The organism is Deinococcus aerius, assembly GCF_002897375.1.
GTDB lineage: Bacteria > Deinococcota > Deinococci > Deinococcales > Deinococcaceae > Deinococcus > Deinococcus aerius.
Genome location: NZ_BFAG01000022.1, coordinates 1 through 16,132, shown reverse-complemented (window position 1 = coordinate 16,132; position 16,132 = coordinate 1). Strand labels below are relative to the sequence as shown.

Sequence of the window (16,132 nt, the reverse complement as noted above, 5' to 3'; positions counted from 1 at the left end):
GGCTGAGTCTGGCATTCCCGGCGGGGGAGGGGGGAGGTTCCTGAAAGAGACCGATAGCGAGAGTGGGCGGGCAGGGGACGGAAGGCGCTCCTCCTGGCCTTCTGCCTTCACCCTTCCGCGACGGTTGCGAGAAGTTCAGGGACGCCGGGCCTCGCCGCCCCGAAGATGTACCGGTCGAGAAAGGCGTTGCGGAACTTGCCCTGCGGGTCGTACTCCTCCAGCAGGCGGCGGAAGTCCGGCAGCTTCCCGAACAGGCCGGGCAGGGCCTCGGGGGGGAGCGTGAACACCTTGCCCCAATGGGGCCGGGCCGCGAGGGGGGCGAGGGCCGCCTCCAGGTGCGGGAGGAAGGCCCGGACCGCCGCCTCGTCCCGGCGCCAGGTGAAGTGGAGGCCGACGCAGGGCTGCCGGTAAAAAGGGCTCATCCACAGGTCGTCGGCGGCGACGGAGCGAACCTCGGCGACTTGCAGGATGGGGGCCATCTGCTCGCCTAGAGCGTGAATGGCCCGGAAGGCGGCGAGGGCGTGTTGCCGGGGCACGAGGTATTCGCTTTGCAGTTCCTCGCCGCTGCTGGGGGTGTACTCCAGGCGGAAGTGCGGCAGGCGCTCGTGCCAGGGTCCGGGCACGCCCATCTGCGGGGTGCAGTTCACGGGCGAGAGGCCGGGGATGGGGTGCCGGTCCCCCGGGGCGGGTCTCGCGCCGAACCACTCGCGCGGCGGCCCAAAGGGGTCCCGCCCCGTCACGCGGCGCTTGAGCCAGGCCTGGTAGAAGCGCGGGCGCCGCCAGTCGGTGAAGAGGCTCACGCTGTCCGCACTCGACAGGACCGCGTCGAAGTGGGTTTCCAGCACCTCCAGCGCCAGATCCTCATACACGTCCTGCCGCATCTCGAAAGTGGGCATCACGTCCAGCGTCAGCCGAGTGACGATGCCCAGCCCTCCCAGCCCGACGACCATGCCCGGGAAGGTCTCTGGGTTCCCCTCCCGGGAAACCTCGACGACCTCGCCGTCCGCCGTCACGAGTTCCAGGGCCGAGACCGCCGTGGCGAGGTTGCCCACCCGGTCCCCCGAGCCGTGCGTCGCCGTCATGCACGCGCCCGCCACCGAGATATGCGGCAGCGAGGCCAGGTTGGGCAGCGCGTACCCCTGCCCGTGGAGAAAGCGGCTGAGTTCCCCGTACCGGATTCCGCCCTCGACCGTCACCGTGCCCCGCTCGCGGTCGAGTCCCACGACGCGGTTCAGGTGTTCCAGCGAGAGCATGGCCCCGTCCGTGTCCGCAATGCCGTTGAAGGAATGGCGGGAGCCCAGCACCTTCACCCGGTCGGCGCGGCGGACCCGTTCCCGCACCTCCCCCACGCTGCGGGGGGAGTGCCAGTTCGCCGCGCGGTACGTGAGGTTGCCCGCCCAGTTGCGTTGCCGGGTCATCGGCCGTCCTCCCCCGCGGGGTGGACCATCCCGCGCACGAGGGCCGTCAGGCTTTCCCCCAGCGCTGCCTCGAAGTCCACGTGCAGGGCGCCCAGGCCCGTCGTCGCCAGCGCCTCGCGCACGGCGGGGGAGGGCTCGCCCAGGGGTTGCAGCCCCGCGACGAGGGCCTGGGTGTAGGTCAGGAGGGCGGGGCCGCTTCCGCCCGGCAGTCCGGGCAGGGCCGCCTCCAGCAGGGGGGCGGTCACCGCCAGGCGCGAGGCCACCCAGGTCTTGTGTTCCGCCGCCCGGGCCGCGGTGACGTTGTGTTCGAGCAGCCCGGCGAGCAGCGGGATCAGGCGGGCGAGCGCGGGCCGCTCGGTGGTCAGGGTGGCGAGCAGCAGGGCCAGGCTGGGCGGGGTGTGCGTGCCGCCCAGGCGCAGGTGCCGGTCGAGCGCATCGAACCACTCCCCCAGCAGGCGCTCGTACAGGCTCAGGAACAGCTCCTCCTTGGTGGCGAAATAGGCGAACAGCGCGGGCTTGGTCAGGCCGACCCGCCCCGCGATGTCCGCCAGCGTCACGTCCGGGTAGCGCCGCTCCCGCCACAGGGCCAGCGCCTCGTCGAGGATGCGCCCCCGCCGCTCCAGCTTGGACTCCGGCGTGCGCGCGCGCGTATGAATAACCACGGGTCAACTATAGCCGAGAAACTCCGCCGCCGACAAACAGGAAAATCGTTGAGCCGGGGAGGCGGATGGCTTGACAGATTGACCCGCGGTAAGTAAGAGTAACTAACCGAAGGTCATTAAGTGCACGCCTTCCGGGAGGTTCCCCTATGACTCAGCCGCAGACCAACTCCCCGTCCTCCGCCCGCACCGCCCTCGTCACCGGCGCGAGTGGCGGCATCGGTGAGGCGCTGGCCCGCGAACTCGCCGCCCGGGGCATTCACGTCATCCTCGTGGCGCGCACGGGGAGCAGGCTTCAGGCCCTCGCTCGGGAGCTGGAGGCGGCGCACGGGGTCCGGGCCTTCCCCGTCCCGCTCGACCTGGCCCTGCCGGACGCGGGGGAGTGGCTGGAGCGCGAGGTCGGGGAGTTGGGCCTGACGGTCGATTTCCTGGTGAACAACGCGGGGTTCGCCTCCTACGGCGAGTTCATCACCCTGGACCCGGGGCAGACGCGGGACATGATCCAGGTCAACGTGGCGACCCTGACCGACCTGACCCGCCGCTTCCTGCCCGGCATGGTGGCGCGGGGCCGGGGCCGGGTGCTGAACGTGGCGAGCACCGCCGCCTTCATGCCCGGGCCGCTGATGGCCGTGTATTACGCCACCAAGGCCTACGTGCTCAGCCTCTCGGAGGCGCTGAACGAGGAGGTGCGCGGCAGCGGCGTGAACGTCACGGCGCTCTGTCCCGGCCCGGTCGAGACGGGGTTCCAGGCCCGCGCCCGGCTGGAGGAGAGCCGCCTGCTTCAGGGCCGCGAGATTCCGGGCCCCGGGGAGGTGGCCCGCGAGGGGATCGACGCCATGTTGCGCGGGCAGGCCGTGCGGGTAGTGGGCCGGGCCAACCAGCTTCTCGCGCTCACGCCCCGCTTCCTGCCGCGCGCCCTCGTCCCCGGCCTGGTGCGGCGGGCGCAGGACCGGGCGCGCTGAGGGGGAGGGCCGGCTCTGCTTCCCGGCGTCTGCTGGCCGGGGCCGCGAGCACACCCAGCGCGAGGAGCAGGGCGATCAGCATGTGGCCCAGTCGGTCACTCGGCCCGAGTCCGGGTCGAAGTGCAGGTCGAGGACGCCGCCGAGCGGGCTGCCCCGGCTGCTTAGGAAGAGGGTGCGGCCCATCCGCGGACCCTGCTGGTGGGCCAGTCCCACCCCCGGCACGAGGTCGTCGCTCACTGCCGCGAGCACCGCCCGCGGCCCCAGCTCGAAGACCGACCCGAAGGGGAGCGCGAGTACCCCACCTCCCGCAGGTCGATGACGCCTTCCTTCGCCCGCCCGATTCGCTCGCCGCCGCGCTCGACAATGGCCTTGCCAATGAATTCCAGGGTGGTCGGCACGCGGTCCTCCAGAACCGCTCAGGTCAGCGGGGTGGGCCCCCGCCCGGACGGTAGCTCGACGACCACTTGGGCGGGCTGCGGAACTGAGGGCGGTGTTCCGGGAGGAACCGCTGGTCTACGGCCCGGCGTCCAGCGGAATGAGCGCCACCATCATCACGTACCCGCTCGTCCGCCCGGATGCTTGCTGCTGCTCGGCCTGAATCGCCTCCCGGAAGGCCCCCGACAGTTGCCGCGCCGCCTGGTGCGCCTGATCCGTCTCCAGATGCACGGTCATGTCCGAGAACACGAGCGGCCTGCCGTCGCGCGTGACCTCGGGCGGCAGGTCCGTCGTCCAGACTGCCCCGTTCTCGCCCAGCAGGAGGGCGTTCCCGAAGAGCCCATGGGCGTGGAGCGCCGCCGCGTAGGCGGAGGTCAGGCGGGCGAACAGCGGCCTGCCCTGCGCGGCCACCCGCTCCTCCAGCGTGGCGTAGGGCGTGACGCCGAACGGCACGAAATAGGCGTCGTAGACCGAGCGGTAGACCTTGATCGCCCGCCCCGCGCGGGGCCTCACCTCCACCACCTTCAGGAGTCCCGCTGCCAGCATGACCCTTACCCGGTAGAGCATGGTGTTCAGGGCGCAGCCCACGATCTCGGCGGCCTCCCGCACCGTGCGTTCCCGGGCCAGGAAGGGCGCGAAGAACGCCTTGCCCGCCGGGTCCGTCAGGATCGCCGCCTGTCGGGGGTCGGTGACCTGGTGGAAGCTGGGTGAATCGGGGAGTGTCATTTGCAGTAGCCTAGCCCGCACCGTGGCGGCATGGCTCCCGACCGCCCGCTGCTCCTTCAGGCCAGTTTCGCCCGGGTGTGGTGGGCGGGGCTGGTCTCCTGGGTCGGGAACGGGGCGCTCTTCATCGCGCTGCCCGTCCAGGTGTACGGCGAGACGGGCTCCACGCTGGCGACCGCCCTGGTGCTGATGGCGGGGGCCGTTCCCCCCGTGGTGGTGGGCCAATTCGCGGGCGTCCTGGTGGACCGGCTGGACTACCGCCGGGTCCTCGTCTGGGCGAACGTGGGGCTGGCCGTGGTCACGCTGGGCTTCCTGCCCGCCGCGCATGCGCCGTGGCCGCTCATGGCCCTGGTCGGCTTCCTGGCGTCGAGCGTCGGCCAGTTCCTCGGCCCGGCGGAGAACGCGCTGCTGCCCACCCTGGTGGGGCGGGAGCGGCTGGGGGAGGCCAGCGGCCTGAACGCCCTGAACAACAACCTCGCGCGCCTGATCGGCCCGGGGCTGGGGGGCCTGGTGCTGGCGCGGCTGGGCTTCCCGGCGGTGATCCTCCTTGACGCGCTGACGTTCGTGGTGGCGGCCCTGCTGCTCGCGGGGGTGGCGGGTGCCCCGGCGGAACGGGTCTCCCGGCCCGGACGGGTTGCCTTCCTCCGGGAGTGGCGCGAGGGGCTGGCGGTCGTGGCGGGGAGTTCCACCCTGCGCGTGATCTTCGTCGTCGTGGCGGTCGTCGCGTTCGGCGAGGGGTTCATCTCCACGCTGATGGCGCCCTTCGTCCGGGACATCCCGGGCGGGGACGGGCGGGCGCTCGGCCTGATCATGTCGGCCCAGGCGCTCGGCGGCGCCGTGGGGGCCTGGGCGGTGGCGCGGGTCGCCGACCGCTGGCCCGCCCTGCGCCTGCTGGCCCTCGGCGCGCTGGGAAGCGGCCTGTTGCTGGTGGCGATTTTCAACTACGCGCTTCTCTACCGGGAGGTCTGGCCTGCGGTCGTCCTCACCGCCGTCGCCGGGCTGCCGTTCGCGGTCTTCGGCACGGCGCAGGGCCTGGGCCTCCAGCGGGCCGCGCCCCAGGAGGCCCTCGGGCGGGTGTTCAGCGCGTGTTCGGGGCTGCTGGGCCTCACCCTGCTGCTGGGAATGGGTGTGTCGGGGGTGCTGGGTGACCGCGTGGGCGCGTGGGTGATCAACGTGGACGCGCTGACCTACCTGCTCGCCGGGCTGCTCGCCTGGCGGGCGCTGCGGAAGAGGAGCGTGGGCCGGGGCCGCGGGGTGGTCGGGGGAGATGGCAGGGGTTAATCCCGACCGGCTCGGAATTCGGAACATCCGGGAAGGCATCGTGGGACGGCGCGCAGAAACCTCGTCATGCCGAGCGGAGGCGAAGCGTCTCGGCGCAAGCCCCCCGCGTGGCCCAGGGTGACAGGCCTGCTCAGGCGGGCCAGCGGGTCTTGCCTCGCCGCCCGTCGGTCTCCTCGCCCTTGGGCTCTTGCCCTGCGGCTTTGCCCGTCCGCGCGCCCTTCATCTGCGGCCCACCGGGTTCGTCTACCCTCTGCCGCCGCGCTGGCCGCCCTGTTCTGCGCGAAGGCGAAGCCCGGACCGTTCCTCACGCGGTCTCCCCGCCCAGGGCGCGGCGGTGGGCCGCCACGAGGTCATACACCCGGGGGAAGTCCGGGTCGATGGCGAAGTGGAAGCCGTCCCAGTAGCCGTCGCGCTCCGGGTCGTAGCGGCGGGGGGGCGGCAGGCCAGGCTCCAGGGCCGCACTCTTCAGGCGGCGGCGCAGCCCCACGCGCAGTTCCTCGGGGGGCGTGCGGCGCACCTCCTCGCGGGTGACCGCTGGGAGAACCCGCAGCCCCACCGGCTGCCCGTAGCGCAGCGCCGGGGTGAAGGGGTGCTCCCACACGCGGTGGGTGCCGGTCAGGGCCACCGGCAGGATCGGCAGGCCCAGGTGCCGCGCGAGGGCGAAGGCCCCCCGCTGGAAGTCCGTCTCCAGGCCCAGCACGGTGCCCTGCGGAAACAGGACGAGGCTCTCTCCCCCCGCCGTGATCGCCCGCGCCTGCCCGAGCAGGTGGCGGTAGCCCCCGGACCCGCTCTCCGGGTCGATGCTCACGTGCCCCAGCCGGGTAATCGCCGGGCCGACGCCGGGCCAGGTAAAGATTTCCCCCCGCGCGACGAACCGCAGGGGCAACGGCAGGTGCAGCAGGGCCAGCACGTCCGCGATGCCCTCGTGCAGGGCCGCCACCAGATACGGGCCGCGCCCCACATGCTCGCGGCCCCGCACCAGCAGGCGCACCCGCAGGTGGCCGAGCAGCCGGGCGCTCAGCCGTTTCTGCACGGCGTCCCGCTGCCCCGGCGTCAGGTTCGCGGGCAGGCGGCTGACCTCCCGCACCGACTGCCACAGCAGGGCGCGGCCCCACCCCGCGAAGCGCAGCCAGTCCGCCGCCGAGCGGGGCCGGAAGTGGAGGGTGGGAGGCGGGGGGGGATCAGAACGCAACGGAGACCTCGGGCGGCTCCCAGCATGCCTCATCCGGGCGCCGGGTGGGCGGCGGACCCACGGGAGCGCGGGCGGGAGGGGCGCGTGATCCGGTCCCGGCCGAACGCGTTCCCGGCGGCGCGGACGCTCCCGCCGAGCCTGACATTCTTCTCGCCAGCACGGCTGCCCCGCGCCGGGGGAGGCGGGAGGTCGCCCACCCGTCAGCCGGTATTAGGGGCAGCGTGGCCGCCAACCTGAACGTCGCCCCCAAGCGCCTGCAAGGGGTCGGGCAGGACGTGACTCCCAACACTGACCGGGTCACGGTCGAGACCGCCTCCGAGGTGCGCCGCCCTCAGCACGGCGTGGGGATTGGGTACGGCGACGATATCGCAGAGGCCAGGCGGGAGACCGAGGGCGACTGCGGGCGGCAGCGTGAGGGCTGGCCCGCCGGGGAGCGAGGGGTCGCGGGTCCGCCGACGGGTGCTGGGGGGGAAAGACTCCTCGTGAGCGGGCCAGCTTCTGGCTCCTGCCCGCCGTCATGGTGCTGGGGGCCGCGCTGCTGGCCGAGGGGGCGGTGAACGTGGACGAGCGGGTGAGCCTGGGTGTACGCCGGGAGCGCGGACGGGGCGCGGCGGCGGGCGTGCCGCCCACCGTATTGCCGTCCCGGGCCCCCCTCGAAGTTGAAGAGAACCTGATAGGTGTTGGCGCCCCCGGGCTCGGCGCTCCACTCAATGCGGTTTCGCCCCCGGGTGTGGGTGGCCGCCTGGAGGCGGGCGGGGCCGGGGTCCGGCTGGTCGTCCGCGACGAGGGGGCGGGCATCCCGCCCGGGGACCTGCCGCACCTCTTCAAGCGGTTCTACCGGGCCGACCCCGCGCGGGCGCGCGACCCGGGCCTGGGCCTGTCCATCGCCGCCTGGATCGTCGAGCAGCACGGGGGCCAGATCACCCTGACCAGCGAACTCAGGCAGGGCGCCCACGTGGAGGTGGTGTTCGCCCGCGGCCCGGGACTCACGCCCGGGCCGCAGGAATAGACACCTCGAAGGTGAAGTGGGTGACCTCCGGCCGCGTCTCGTCCGGCTCGCTGACGGGGGGCGCGGCGGCGTGGCGCGGCAGCACGTACTCCCAGAAGTGGTGGGTGAAGGGGTTGCGCTGGAGGGACGCCACCGACCAGCGGCCCGGGTGCCGGCGCAGCACCTCGCCGATCAACGCGGCGCCCAGGCCCTGACCCTGGTAGGGCCGCAGCACGCAGAACTCCTCCAGGACATGCCAGGGCCCGGGCTTGTCCGCCCGGCGCCGCACGAGCGCGAACCCGGCGGGCCGCTCCTCGGCGTGGAAGAGGTACGGAATATGCCCCTCGCCCCCCCAGTAGGCGTCGAAGGCCGGGTAGCCGTACTGCCCCCGCTCGTCGGGAACGGCGTTCAGCAGGGGGCTGAGTTCGTGCAGGTACAGTTGCAGCAGGTGCCAGACCAGGGGTTTGTCCGGCGCCAGGGCCCGGCGCACCCCGTACCGGGCGTCCCCCCCCCGGGCCGCGCCCCCGGGCGCCAGCCCCCGCGCCGCCAGGACGGTGTTCCACCGCGACAGGGTCTCCACCAGCAGCAGGCGGTCCCCGGCGAGTTCGGTGATGAGCGTTCGGGTGACCTCGTCCAGACGGCGCGCCCCCAGCTCGGTCAGGTGCAGCGTGGTGCCCTGGCGCCGTCCCCCAGCCGAGACCCGGGTGAGCAGCCCCGCCTGCTCGGCCCGCTGCGACAGCCCGACCACGCTGTTGTGCGCGATGTGCAGCTCCTCGGCGGCGGCGCCGATGTTCACCCCCTCGTCGCGGGAGGCGCCCAGGAGCACCAGCAGCGAGAACTGCTGGGGCGTGAGGCCCGCTTTCTGGATGCGCTGTCGCTGCGCGTTGGTGAACTTGCTCAGCTCGCACCGGAACGCGCTTTAGACGCGGTAGAGCGAGGGGGAGAGCTGCGGGCGTGGGGCGGTCATGCCCCCAGTGTGCCTGGCGGCTGGCGGGCTTCGGCCCGGGGGCCAGGCGCGGCGGGAGGCGCGGGCCAGGGTGGGCGTCCACCGTTCTCACCACCCCGGGCATTCCCCACGGCGGTTAAAGGCTGGGTGAGGACGCTCCCCGTTCCCGAAGTCCCACCCACGTTGACAAATCGCCGGAGCCAGCCGTACGGTTTTTCTACCACAGTACGACAAAAGGGAAGGGGATGTTCCTGAGGATGTGTCCTAGACGCACGCGCCGCGCCGCCATGCCGCTCGTGCTGACCTGCCCGGGCCGCTGCCTGGCGGCCTCTCCCTGGGCCCTCGCGCCGACCGGGTGGACCTGTCGTGGTGGATCATGTTCGCCGTCGCGGGCGTGGTCTTCGCGGTGGTCGTCGCGCTGCTGCTCTTCGCGGTCCTGAGACGGGGCCGGAGGGGCGCCCTGCACCAACCGCTGCCCGAGCGCCAGGAACGGCGCCGGTTCAATTTTGTTCTCCTGGCGGGCGGTGTGGTGCCCGCTACCGCTGATCCCCGCGCCTTCCCGCCGGGCGTCCGCGGGATGTGGCGCCGCCCCGGCACGCCCAGGCTGATACGGTGGCCCCCATGTCCCAGCGGCCCGAAGCCGAGAACCTGCACCGCGAGCGCCTGGAGTTGCTGCGGCACCTCGACCGCCTGACCGACGGCCCCATGACGGTCCTGGGGTTCGTGTGGCTGGGGCTGCTCGTCCTCGACCTCACGCGCGGCCTGACCCCGGGGCTCCAGTTCCTGAGCAACGTCATCTGGGTGCTGTTCGTCCTCGACTTCCTGCTCTCCTTTACGGTGGCGCCCGACAAGCGGGCCTACCTGCGCTCGAACTGGCTCACGCTCGTGTCGCTGCTGCTCCCCGCCCTGCGGGTGCTGAGGGCGATTCGGGCGCTGCGCGCCCTGCGGCTCCTGCGGGCCACCCGGTCCCTGAACCTGGTGCGGCTCCTGACCTCCCTCAACCGGGGCTTCCGCGCCGCGGGGCGGGCCGTTCGGCGCCGGGGGGTGGGCTACGTCGCGCTGCTCACGCTGCTCGTGGCGCTGGTGGGCGCGGCGGGGATGCTCGCCTTCGAGGACGTGCCCCCCGCGCGGGAGAGTGGCCTCACCGGGTACGTGCCCTGGCTGTGGTGGACGGCGATGGTGCTCGTGACGATGGGCTCGGACTACTTCCCGAAGACCGCCGAGGGCCGGTTTCTCACCTGGCTGCTCGCCCTGTACGGCTTCGCGGTCTTCGGCTACATCACGGCGTCTGTCGCCAGCTTCTTCGTGGGCCGCGACCAGGACGCCGAGGGGGGCGAGGGCGAGGTGACGAACGCCGCCCTGCGCCGGGAACTCTCGGCCCTGCGGCAGGAGGTGGCGGCGCTGCGGGCGGCCCTGCCGAAGCGGGAGGGGGAGGAAGGCGAACCCTGACCGGGCCGCGCGGCGTGACGGGATGAGCCCGCCCCTCCGGCAGGCCCCGGCGGCACGGCTCAGCCGCTCCTTCCCGTCCAGGAGGAGTTCGGTCAACCGCCGGGCGTACCCGGTGTTCGGCTTGGCCCGCGCCTCCCCGCTCCGGGACGACCTGACCCCGTGCAGGGCAGAGGTGCCTCCCCCGGACTCCAGGTGAACGCCTCGTTCACGGCGGTTCGGGAGGCTCCCGGGGTGGGCGCACCGGTCGGGACGTACATGACCCCGTTCACCACCGCTGCGCCCGTCCCGTGCCGAGCGGTCGGCAGGGGGGCCATCCGGGTCCAGCAGTTCCGCCCGGGGTCGTAGGCCTCGTTCTGGTGGAACGTGCCCTGTGTCCCCTCCCCCCCGAGGACGAACAGCCGCCCGCCGAGCACCGCCGCCGCCACCCCGCTCCGGGGCGTGGGCAGCGGGGCGAGGGGGGTCCAGCGGTTCATCCCGGGGTCGTAGGCCTCGTGGACGCCCGTGTTGCGGGTGTACGTCTCCAGCCGCCCGGCGACCGCGTGAACCCGCCCGCCCAGCGCCACGACCGCGAGGTGGTCGCGCGGGGTGGGCAGCGGCGCGAGGCCCGTCCAGGTGTTCGTGGCCGGGTCGTACCGCTCGTTCGCCCCGGTGTCCGCCCGGTCGCGGCCCCCGACTGCGTACAGCCTGCCGCCGAGCACGGCCACCCCCAGGGCACCCCGGGCGGTGGGCATGGGCGCCCGGGCCCGCCAGCGGTCCGTCCCGGGGTCGTACTCGAACACGTCCGCCACCCCCCGCCCGCTCGCGTGGTCGTACCCCCCGACGAGGTAGAGCTTGCCGTCCAGCCCCGCCGCCCCGACGTGGTGCAGGGCGCGGGGAAGGGGGGCGCGCAGCCGCCAGGTATCTGTTCCGGGGTCGTACTCGGCGTGCAGCCGCCCGTTCCCGCTGTAGCCGCCGAGCACGTGAATGCGGCCCCCCACCTCGGCCACGCCCACCTCCCCGTCGGCCAGGGGAATGGGGGCGCGGGTGGACCACTGGCCGGTTCCGGGAGCGCGGTCTTTCTGAAGGGCCAGCCCCCCCGCCACGGCGAGCCCGGCGGCGAGGAGGAGTCCGGCGAGCGGGCGACGAACGGGATGGTTACGCATGGATCGCCTCCGGCCCGAGTGTACGTCGGCGCGTGCCCGCCGAAGTCGCCCTGGACGATGAATGCCCTCCTGGGCCATGCTGGCCCGGTGAACGTTCCCCCTTCCCGTCCCGGAGCGCCCGATGCCGCGCGCTGAGCCCCCCGCGCCCCGGGTCTCCGTCCTGATGCCCACCTTCAAGCAGGCGGCCTTCCTGCCGCGCGCCCTCGAGAGCCTCCTCGCCCAGACGCTGACCGACTGGGAACTCATCGTGCTGGACGACGGCTCGCCGGACGAGACCACCGACGTGCTCGCGCCCTACTTGGCCGATCCCCGGGTGCGGCTCATCCGCTTTGAGCGCAACCGCGGCTTGGGGCACGCCCTGAACGTCGCCACCCGGGAGGCGCGGGGCCCCTACCTCGCCTACCTGCCGTCCGACGACGTGTACTACCCCGACCACCTCGGGACCCTCGCCGACCTGCTGGACGCCCGGCCCGAGGTGGACCTCGCCTACGGGGGAGTGCGCTGGGCGTACTGGAATTACGGCCCCACCCTGCGCGGTGAGGAGGCCGTAGGCCGCGAGGCGGAGGTGATCGCCTCCCCCCCGGCGGCGAAGCGGGGCGAGCGGGTGCCGAGCGGCAACCCCCTGGCCCTGGTCCAGGTCATGCACCGCCGTCAGGACGCCGTGCGCTGGGTCCCCCGCGAGGCGGAGGTTTCGGACCGGCTGGAGCTGAACTTCTGGCGGGGCCTGCTCGACCACGGGGCGCGCTTCGCCTACGCCGGGGAACTCACCTGCGAGTGGGTGGACCACCCCGACCAGCGGCACAAGATCATCGCGGGCTTTGTGGGCGGGCTGTCACGCTACCGGGCGCACTACGGGGTGGGGGAGGACGTGTGGCTCAACTTCCAGCCCTCGCGCGGAATGCGCACGGACGAGCGGGAACGCTACGGCCCCTTCGCCGCGCCGCGCCCCCGCCCCGCCCGGGACGGCCTGCACGTCCTCCTCGTGGGCTCGCTGGGCTTCAATCCCGAGCGGATCACGGCCCTGGAGGCGCTGGGGCACCGGCTCTCGGCCCTGTGGCTCCCGAAGACCGAGACCTGGGACTCGGCGGGGCCTTTTCCCTTCGGGCACATCGAGACGCTGCCCCTGGGCGACGCCTGGCGCGAGCGGGTCTGGGCCGCCCGGCCCGACGTGATCTACGCGCTCCTCAACTGGCAGGACCTCGCCTTTATCCACCAGATCTTGAGCGCCCTGCCCGACATTCCCGCCGTCTTCCACTTCAAGGAAGGGCCCTTCATCTGCCTGGAGCACGGCCTGTGGCCCACCCTGGTCGAGGTGCTGGAGCGGGCGGACGGGCACGTGTTCATCAGCCCGGAAAACCGCGACTGGTTCCGGCTCGCCACCGGGGGCCGCCTCGGGGACAAGCCCACCCTCCTCCTCGACGGCGACCTGCCCAGCCGGGTGTGGATGACGGACGAGTGGGCGCCCAAGCTCTCGGGGCGCGACGGGCAGATTCACACCGTCTGCGCGGGGCGGCCCATCGGCCTGGTGCCGTGGGAGGAGATCGCGGCGGCGGGCATCCACGTCCACTTCTACGGGGCGCAGTTCCACGAGTGGTTCCCCAACTGGTCGCGCGAGGGGTTGGAGACGGGCCACATGCACCTGCACCCCACCGTGACCCCGGCGGGCTGGGTGCGTGAGCTGTCGCAGTACGACGCGGGCTGGGTCCAGATCTTCGACTCGCGCAACGGCGGCGACCTGCGCCGGGCGAACTGGGACGACCTCAACCTGCCCGCCCGGCTGGGCACCTACGCGGCGGCGGGCCTGCCCTGGATCATGCGCGACAACCGCCATTCCCTCGTCGCCATGCAGACCCTCGCGCAGCGGCACGACTTCGGCCTCTTCTTCCGCGACTTCGCGGACGCCGCCGCACAACTGCGGGACCGTCCCCGCCTCGCGCAGCTCACCGCCAACGCCCGCGCCGCCCGGGAGGACTTCGCCTTCGAGACGCACGCGCCCGCCCTGATCGCCCTGTTCCGGCAGGTCATCCTGCGCCGACAACAGGACGCGGGGGTGCCGCTGCCCTCGGACTGAGCTCTACCGCCGGGAGTCATGTCTAGCCGTCCCGTAAAGTAAAACCATGAACAACGCAGCGGCCACGGCCGGGCTGGAGTGGCGAACCGTCCTGGTGGCGTTGGCGGCCGCCTTGCTCGCCGGGGTGGGGCTCTACGCCGCCCTCGGGCCCCGGCCCGTTTCGCCGGAGGACGTGAGGATGCTGTGCGAGCGCGAGGTGCGGCGGCAGACCCTGACCATCGGGAACAGGGTGGTGGAGGGCTACACGCAGACGGGCCTGGAGGCGAGCTTTACCCTCCGCACCCTCGGGGACGCTGGCGCCGCCCCTATCCCCGTAAGCTGCACGGTGGGCGGGAACGGGAGAAAGCCCACGGTGGCTCTGGAGATGCGGCGGTAGGGCGGGCTTCAGGGAGGCTGAAGACTCCGGGCCGGGCGCCAAAGGCCAGCGACGCTTTCCCCTACACTGCCCCCCGTGGGCAACCCCTTCGTCGAATTCGGCATCCTGGTGCTGCTGCTGATCGTGAACGGCTTCTTCTCCGGCTCGGAACTCGGGGTGGTCTCGGCCCGCAAGTCCCGGCTCCAGGCCCAGGCGACCGCGGGGCACCGGGGGGCCGCCCGCGCCCTGGAACTCGCCGAGCGGCCCGGCGCCTTTCTCGCCACCGTGCAGGTCGGGATCACCCTGATCGGCACGGTCAGCGCCGTCTTCGCCGGGGGCAACCTCACCCGCTACCTGGAACCCGTCCTGCGGCCCCTCTTCGGGGGGAATGCGGATACCGCCGCCTCGGTCGCCGTCGTCCTGCTGGTGACCTTCCTCTCGCTCGTGCTGGGGGAACTCGCCCCCAAGAACATCGCCCTGCGCAACCCCGAGGGCCTGGCCGCCCGGGTCGCCCCCTTCTTCGCGGTGCTTTCGCGGGCGGTGCGGCCCGTGGTGTGGCTGCTGGAGACGACCACGCGCGGGCTGCTCCTCCTGCTGGGCATCCGCGGCGAGCCGCAGGAAAGGGTCACCGAGGAGGACGTGAAGGCCCTGGTGCAGCAGGCCGCCCAGAGCGGCAGCCTGGAGGAGGGCGAGCCAGGGCGCATCGACCGGGTGCTGCGCTTCAACGACCGCCGGGTGCGCGACCTGATGACTCCCCGGGCGGACGTGATCGCACTCGACGTGACCGCCCCGCTGGGCGCCGTGGTGGAGCGGGTCCTCGCCTCGCCCCACGACCGCTACCCGGCGGTGGATGAGGTCGGCGAGGTGATCGGGCAACTCAACGTGGTGGATGTGCTGCGCGCCTCCCGCACCGGGGAGGCCCTCGCGGACCTCGTGCGCCCGGTGGTGTACGTGCCCGAGACCGCCTGGGCCGAGGACGTGCTCGCCCGGGTCACCCAGGAGGGGCACCAGCGGCTGGCGATCGCCGTGGACGAGTACGGCACCTTCTCGGGCCTGCTCACCGCCACCGACCTGCTCAAGGAATTGGCGGGCGTGGACACCCCCGAGGAGGCCGACATGATCGTGCGCCGGGAGGACGGGACGTTCCTGGTGGACGGCAGCATCCCGATGCACGACCTGCGCGACACCCTCCCCCTGCCCCGGCTGGACCACGAGGAATTCAGCACCCTGGCGGGCTACGTGCTGGAGGTGCTGGGCGAGTTCCCCCAGGTGGGCTCGCAGGCCGCCGTGGACGGCTGGACCCTGGAGGTGGTGGACCTCGACGGCCCGCGTATCGACCGGATGCTGGTCACGCCGCCCGCCGAGGTCATCATCGCCACCGTGGACCGGGGGGACGGCTGAGGGGGCGCGGCCTGTGCACCGCGCCCCCTCGCGTCCCTCTCCTTCAGCTCCCCGCGTCCCGGGCCTTCTGCTCACTGGCCGCGTCGTGCAGCTCGGCCTTGCCCCGGTCCACCATGCCCTTGCCCTTCTCCACGGCGCGTTCCAGCGGATTGTCGCTGGTCTCGGCCTTGAAGTCGTGGCCCTCGGCGCGGGCGCGGTCGGCCCCCTCGTTCACCTTGTGCTTCACGGCGTCGGCGGCGTCGCCCAGACGTTCGCCCAGGCTCTTGTCCTTGTCGGTCATGACGCACCTCCTGTGACTCCAGCTTAATGGAACGGGGATGGGGAGGATGGCAGGACGTTCAAGAATGTGGAGGCGGGGCGGGGAGCGGCACGCCAGTCCTCCCCCCACGCCTGCCGGATACCCCGGACCCGGGCGCGGTTGTGGACCCGCCGTGGAGGTCTCCCCGTAGCGCAGCCATGTTCCCGCCCACAGGCAAAGGAGTGCGGCGGGGCAGGCGAATCGACCCGGGCAAACAGCTCCCAGCAGCGGGCGCGTGAGGAACGCAAGGTCTGCTCGGCAAGAACACACCCGGGCAGGCCGGTCCCGTGGGATAGTTCGGGCGTGAGTCACGCCGAGCGGGTACGAGCGCCGCACCTCCGGGCGGGTCAGGGAGCGCTGGGGGGGCCCGGAGCCGCGGGCGGCGTCGGGCCCGCGCCGGAGGGGCCAAGCGGCCGCCCCGCCACTCTCCCCCCCTGGCCGGAGGGCTGATGCTCGCCGGGAGGCCGCTCGTGGACGGGGCAGGCGGGTGCCCCACCCAACCGTGGGAGTGTGGGGCGTGAGCCCGTCCCGGTGGTGGAAAAGGCTGGGCGGGCTGGTCCGGGGCCCGGGCGTGCCCGACGAGGACGGGTGGCGGCGCAGCCTGCTCGTCGCGCTCCCCTTCGCCATCCTCGCCTTCGTCCTGGGTGCGGTGCTCGAACCGCTGGGCCGCCCCCCCTACCTGCTCGACAGCGTGGCCTACCCCCTGCTCGCCCTGGGCCTCGGCGCGCTCGAACTGATCCTCTTCCTCCGCCCGGACAGCACCCCCCGCGTGGTCCTGGGCATCATTCTCACGTGCAGCGTCTACTTCCTCG

The 16,132-nt window shown here is 73.0% G+C and carries 17 protein-coding genes and 1 pseudogene; 9 read left to right on the top strand and 9 right to left on the bottom strand.

The window, feature by feature from the left end:
- Nucleotides 1-107: 107 nt before the first annotated feature.
- Complete coding sequence (locus tag DAERI_RS20755) at nucleotides 108-1,418, bottom strand: FAD-binding protein (protein ID WP_103131355.1); 1,311 nt, start codon at nucleotides 1,416-1,418, stop codon at nucleotides 108-110.
- Nucleotides 1,415-2,080 (bottom strand): TetR/AcrR family transcriptional regulator, encoded by a 666-nt coding sequence (locus DAERI_RS20750; RefSeq protein WP_103131354.1) that lies wholly within the window; start codon nucleotides 2,078-2,080, stop codon nucleotides 1,415-1,417. The genes DAERI_RS20755 and DAERI_RS20750 overlap by 4 nt, the downstream gene beginning before the upstream one ends.
- A gap of 146 nt (nucleotides 2,081-2,226) precedes the next feature.
- On the opposite strand from DAERI_RS20750, the gene DAERI_RS20745 reads away from it, so the two are divergent.
- Nucleotides 2,227-3,039, top strand: coding sequence for an SDR family NAD(P)-dependent oxidoreductase (locus DAERI_RS20745; RefSeq protein ID WP_103131353.1), 813 nt, complete (start codon nucleotides 2,227-2,229; stop codon nucleotides 3,037-3,039).
- A gap of 75 nt (nucleotides 3,040-3,114) precedes the next feature.
- Here DAERI_RS20745 and DAERI_RS22515 read toward each other — a convergent pair whose 3' ends face one another.
- The 3 genes from DAERI_RS22515 to DAERI_RS20740 form a co-directional block, all read right to left on the bottom strand.
- The gene (locus DAERI_RS22515) at nucleotides 3,115-3,276 is read right to left on the bottom strand and encodes a hypothetical protein (RefSeq protein WP_165794316.1); all 162 of its coding nucleotides are present in this window, start codon (nucleotides 3,274-3,276) and stop codon (nucleotides 3,115-3,117) included.
- Nucleotides 3,273-3,437 carry a hypothetical protein gene (locus DAERI_RS22510; protein ID WP_165794315.1) on the bottom strand — a complete coding sequence of 55 codons (165 nt, stop codon included), beginning with the start codon at nucleotides 3,435-3,437 and terminating at the stop codon, nucleotides 3,273-3,275. The genes DAERI_RS22515 and DAERI_RS22510 overlap by 4 nt, the downstream gene beginning before the upstream one ends.
- Before the next feature lie 115 nt (nucleotides 3,438-3,552).
- A complete protein-coding gene (locus DAERI_RS20740; protein WP_103131352.1) occupies nucleotides 3,553-4,200 on the bottom strand; it encodes a winged helix-turn-helix domain-containing protein in 648 nt (215 codons plus the stop codon).
- A gap of 30 nt (nucleotides 4,201-4,230) precedes the next feature.
- On the opposite strand from DAERI_RS20740, the gene DAERI_RS20735 reads away from it, so the two are divergent.
- On the top strand, nucleotides 4,231-5,478 hold the full coding sequence (locus tag DAERI_RS20735) for an MFS transporter (RefSeq protein ID WP_103131351.1): 1,248 nt from the start codon (nucleotides 4,231-4,233) through the stop codon (nucleotides 5,476-5,478).
- Between the two features lie 304 nt (nucleotides 5,479-5,782).
- Here DAERI_RS20735 and DAERI_RS20730 read toward each other — a convergent pair whose 3' ends face one another.
- On the bottom strand, nucleotides 5,783-6,670 hold the full coding sequence (locus DAERI_RS20730) for a lysophospholipid acyltransferase family protein (RefSeq protein ID WP_103131350.1): 888 nt from the start codon (nucleotides 6,668-6,670) through the stop codon (nucleotides 5,783-5,785).
- 517 nt (nucleotides 6,671-7,187) lie between these two features.
- Between DAERI_RS20730 and DAERI_RS20725 the strand changes: the two genes are divergently transcribed.
- The gene (locus DAERI_RS20725; protein WP_114149468.1) at nucleotides 7,188-7,679 is read left to right on the top strand and encodes an ATP-binding protein; all 492 of its coding nucleotides are present in this window, start codon (nucleotides 7,188-7,190) and stop codon (nucleotides 7,677-7,679) included.
- On the opposite strand, the gene DAERI_RS20720 is transcribed toward DAERI_RS20725, so the two are convergent.
- Nucleotides 7,657-8,526 (bottom strand): GNAT family N-acetyltransferase, encoded by an 870-nt coding sequence (locus tag DAERI_RS20720; RefSeq protein WP_268806667.1) that lies wholly within the window; start codon nucleotides 8,524-8,526, stop codon nucleotides 7,657-7,659. The genes DAERI_RS20725 and DAERI_RS20720 overlap by 23 nt on opposite strands.
- Nucleotides 8,527-8,980: 454 nt before the next feature.
- Between DAERI_RS20720 and DAERI_RS22505 the strand changes: the two genes are divergently transcribed.
- Complete coding sequence (locus DAERI_RS22505) at nucleotides 8,981-9,298, top strand: hypothetical protein (RefSeq protein WP_165794314.1); 318 nt, start codon at nucleotides 8,981-8,983, stop codon at nucleotides 9,296-9,298.
- The gene (locus DAERI_RS20715; RefSeq protein WP_103131348.1) at nucleotides 9,226-10,053 is read left to right on the top strand and encodes an ion transporter; all 828 of its coding nucleotides are present in this window, start codon (nucleotides 9,226-9,228) and stop codon (nucleotides 10,051-10,053) included. The genes DAERI_RS22505 and DAERI_RS20715 overlap by 73 nt, the downstream gene beginning before the upstream one ends.
- Nucleotides 10,054-10,145: 92 nt before the next feature.
- Here the strand turns inward: DAERI_RS20715 and DAERI_RS20710 are convergent, their stop codons facing one another.
- A complete protein-coding gene (locus tag DAERI_RS20710) occupies nucleotides 10,146-11,195 on the bottom strand; it encodes a Kelch repeat-containing protein (protein WP_103131347.1) in 1,050 nt (349 codons plus the stop codon).
- 121 nt (nucleotides 11,196-11,316) lie between these two features.
- On the opposite strand from DAERI_RS20710, the gene DAERI_RS20705 reads away from it, so the two are divergent.
- The 3 genes from DAERI_RS20705 to DAERI_RS20695 all read left to right on the top strand — a co-directional run bounded on the left by DAERI_RS20705 (nucleotide 11,317) and on the right by DAERI_RS20695 (nucleotide 15,022).
- Nucleotides 11,317-13,266, top strand: coding sequence for a glycosyltransferase (locus DAERI_RS20705; protein WP_103131346.1), 1,950 nt, complete (start codon nucleotides 11,317-11,319; stop codon nucleotides 13,264-13,266).
- Between the two features lie 46 nt (nucleotides 13,267-13,312).
- The gene (locus tag DAERI_RS20700) at nucleotides 13,313-13,642 is read left to right on the top strand and encodes a hypothetical protein (protein ID WP_103131345.1); all 330 of its coding nucleotides are present in this window, start codon (nucleotides 13,313-13,315) and stop codon (nucleotides 13,640-13,642) included.
- Nucleotides 13,643-13,717: 75 nt separating this feature from the next.
- Nucleotides 13,718-15,022, top strand: coding sequence for a hemolysin family protein (locus tag DAERI_RS20695; RefSeq protein WP_103131344.1), 1,305 nt, complete (start codon nucleotides 13,718-13,720; stop codon nucleotides 15,020-15,022).
- A 43-nt stretch (nucleotides 15,023-15,065) separates the two neighbouring features.
- Here the strand turns inward: DAERI_RS20695 and DAERI_RS20690 are convergent, their stop codons facing one another.
- Complete coding sequence (locus DAERI_RS20690; RefSeq protein ID WP_103131343.1) at nucleotides 15,066-15,302, bottom strand: hypothetical protein; 237 nt, start codon at nucleotides 15,300-15,302, stop codon at nucleotides 15,066-15,068.
- A 535-nt stretch (nucleotides 15,303-15,837) separates the two neighbouring features.
- On the opposite strand from DAERI_RS20690, the pseudogene DAERI_RS20685 reads away from it, so the two are divergent.
- A pseudogene (locus tag DAERI_RS20685) lies at nucleotides 15,838-16,132 on the top strand (putative bifunctional diguanylate cyclase/phosphodiesterase); the annotation flags it as partial.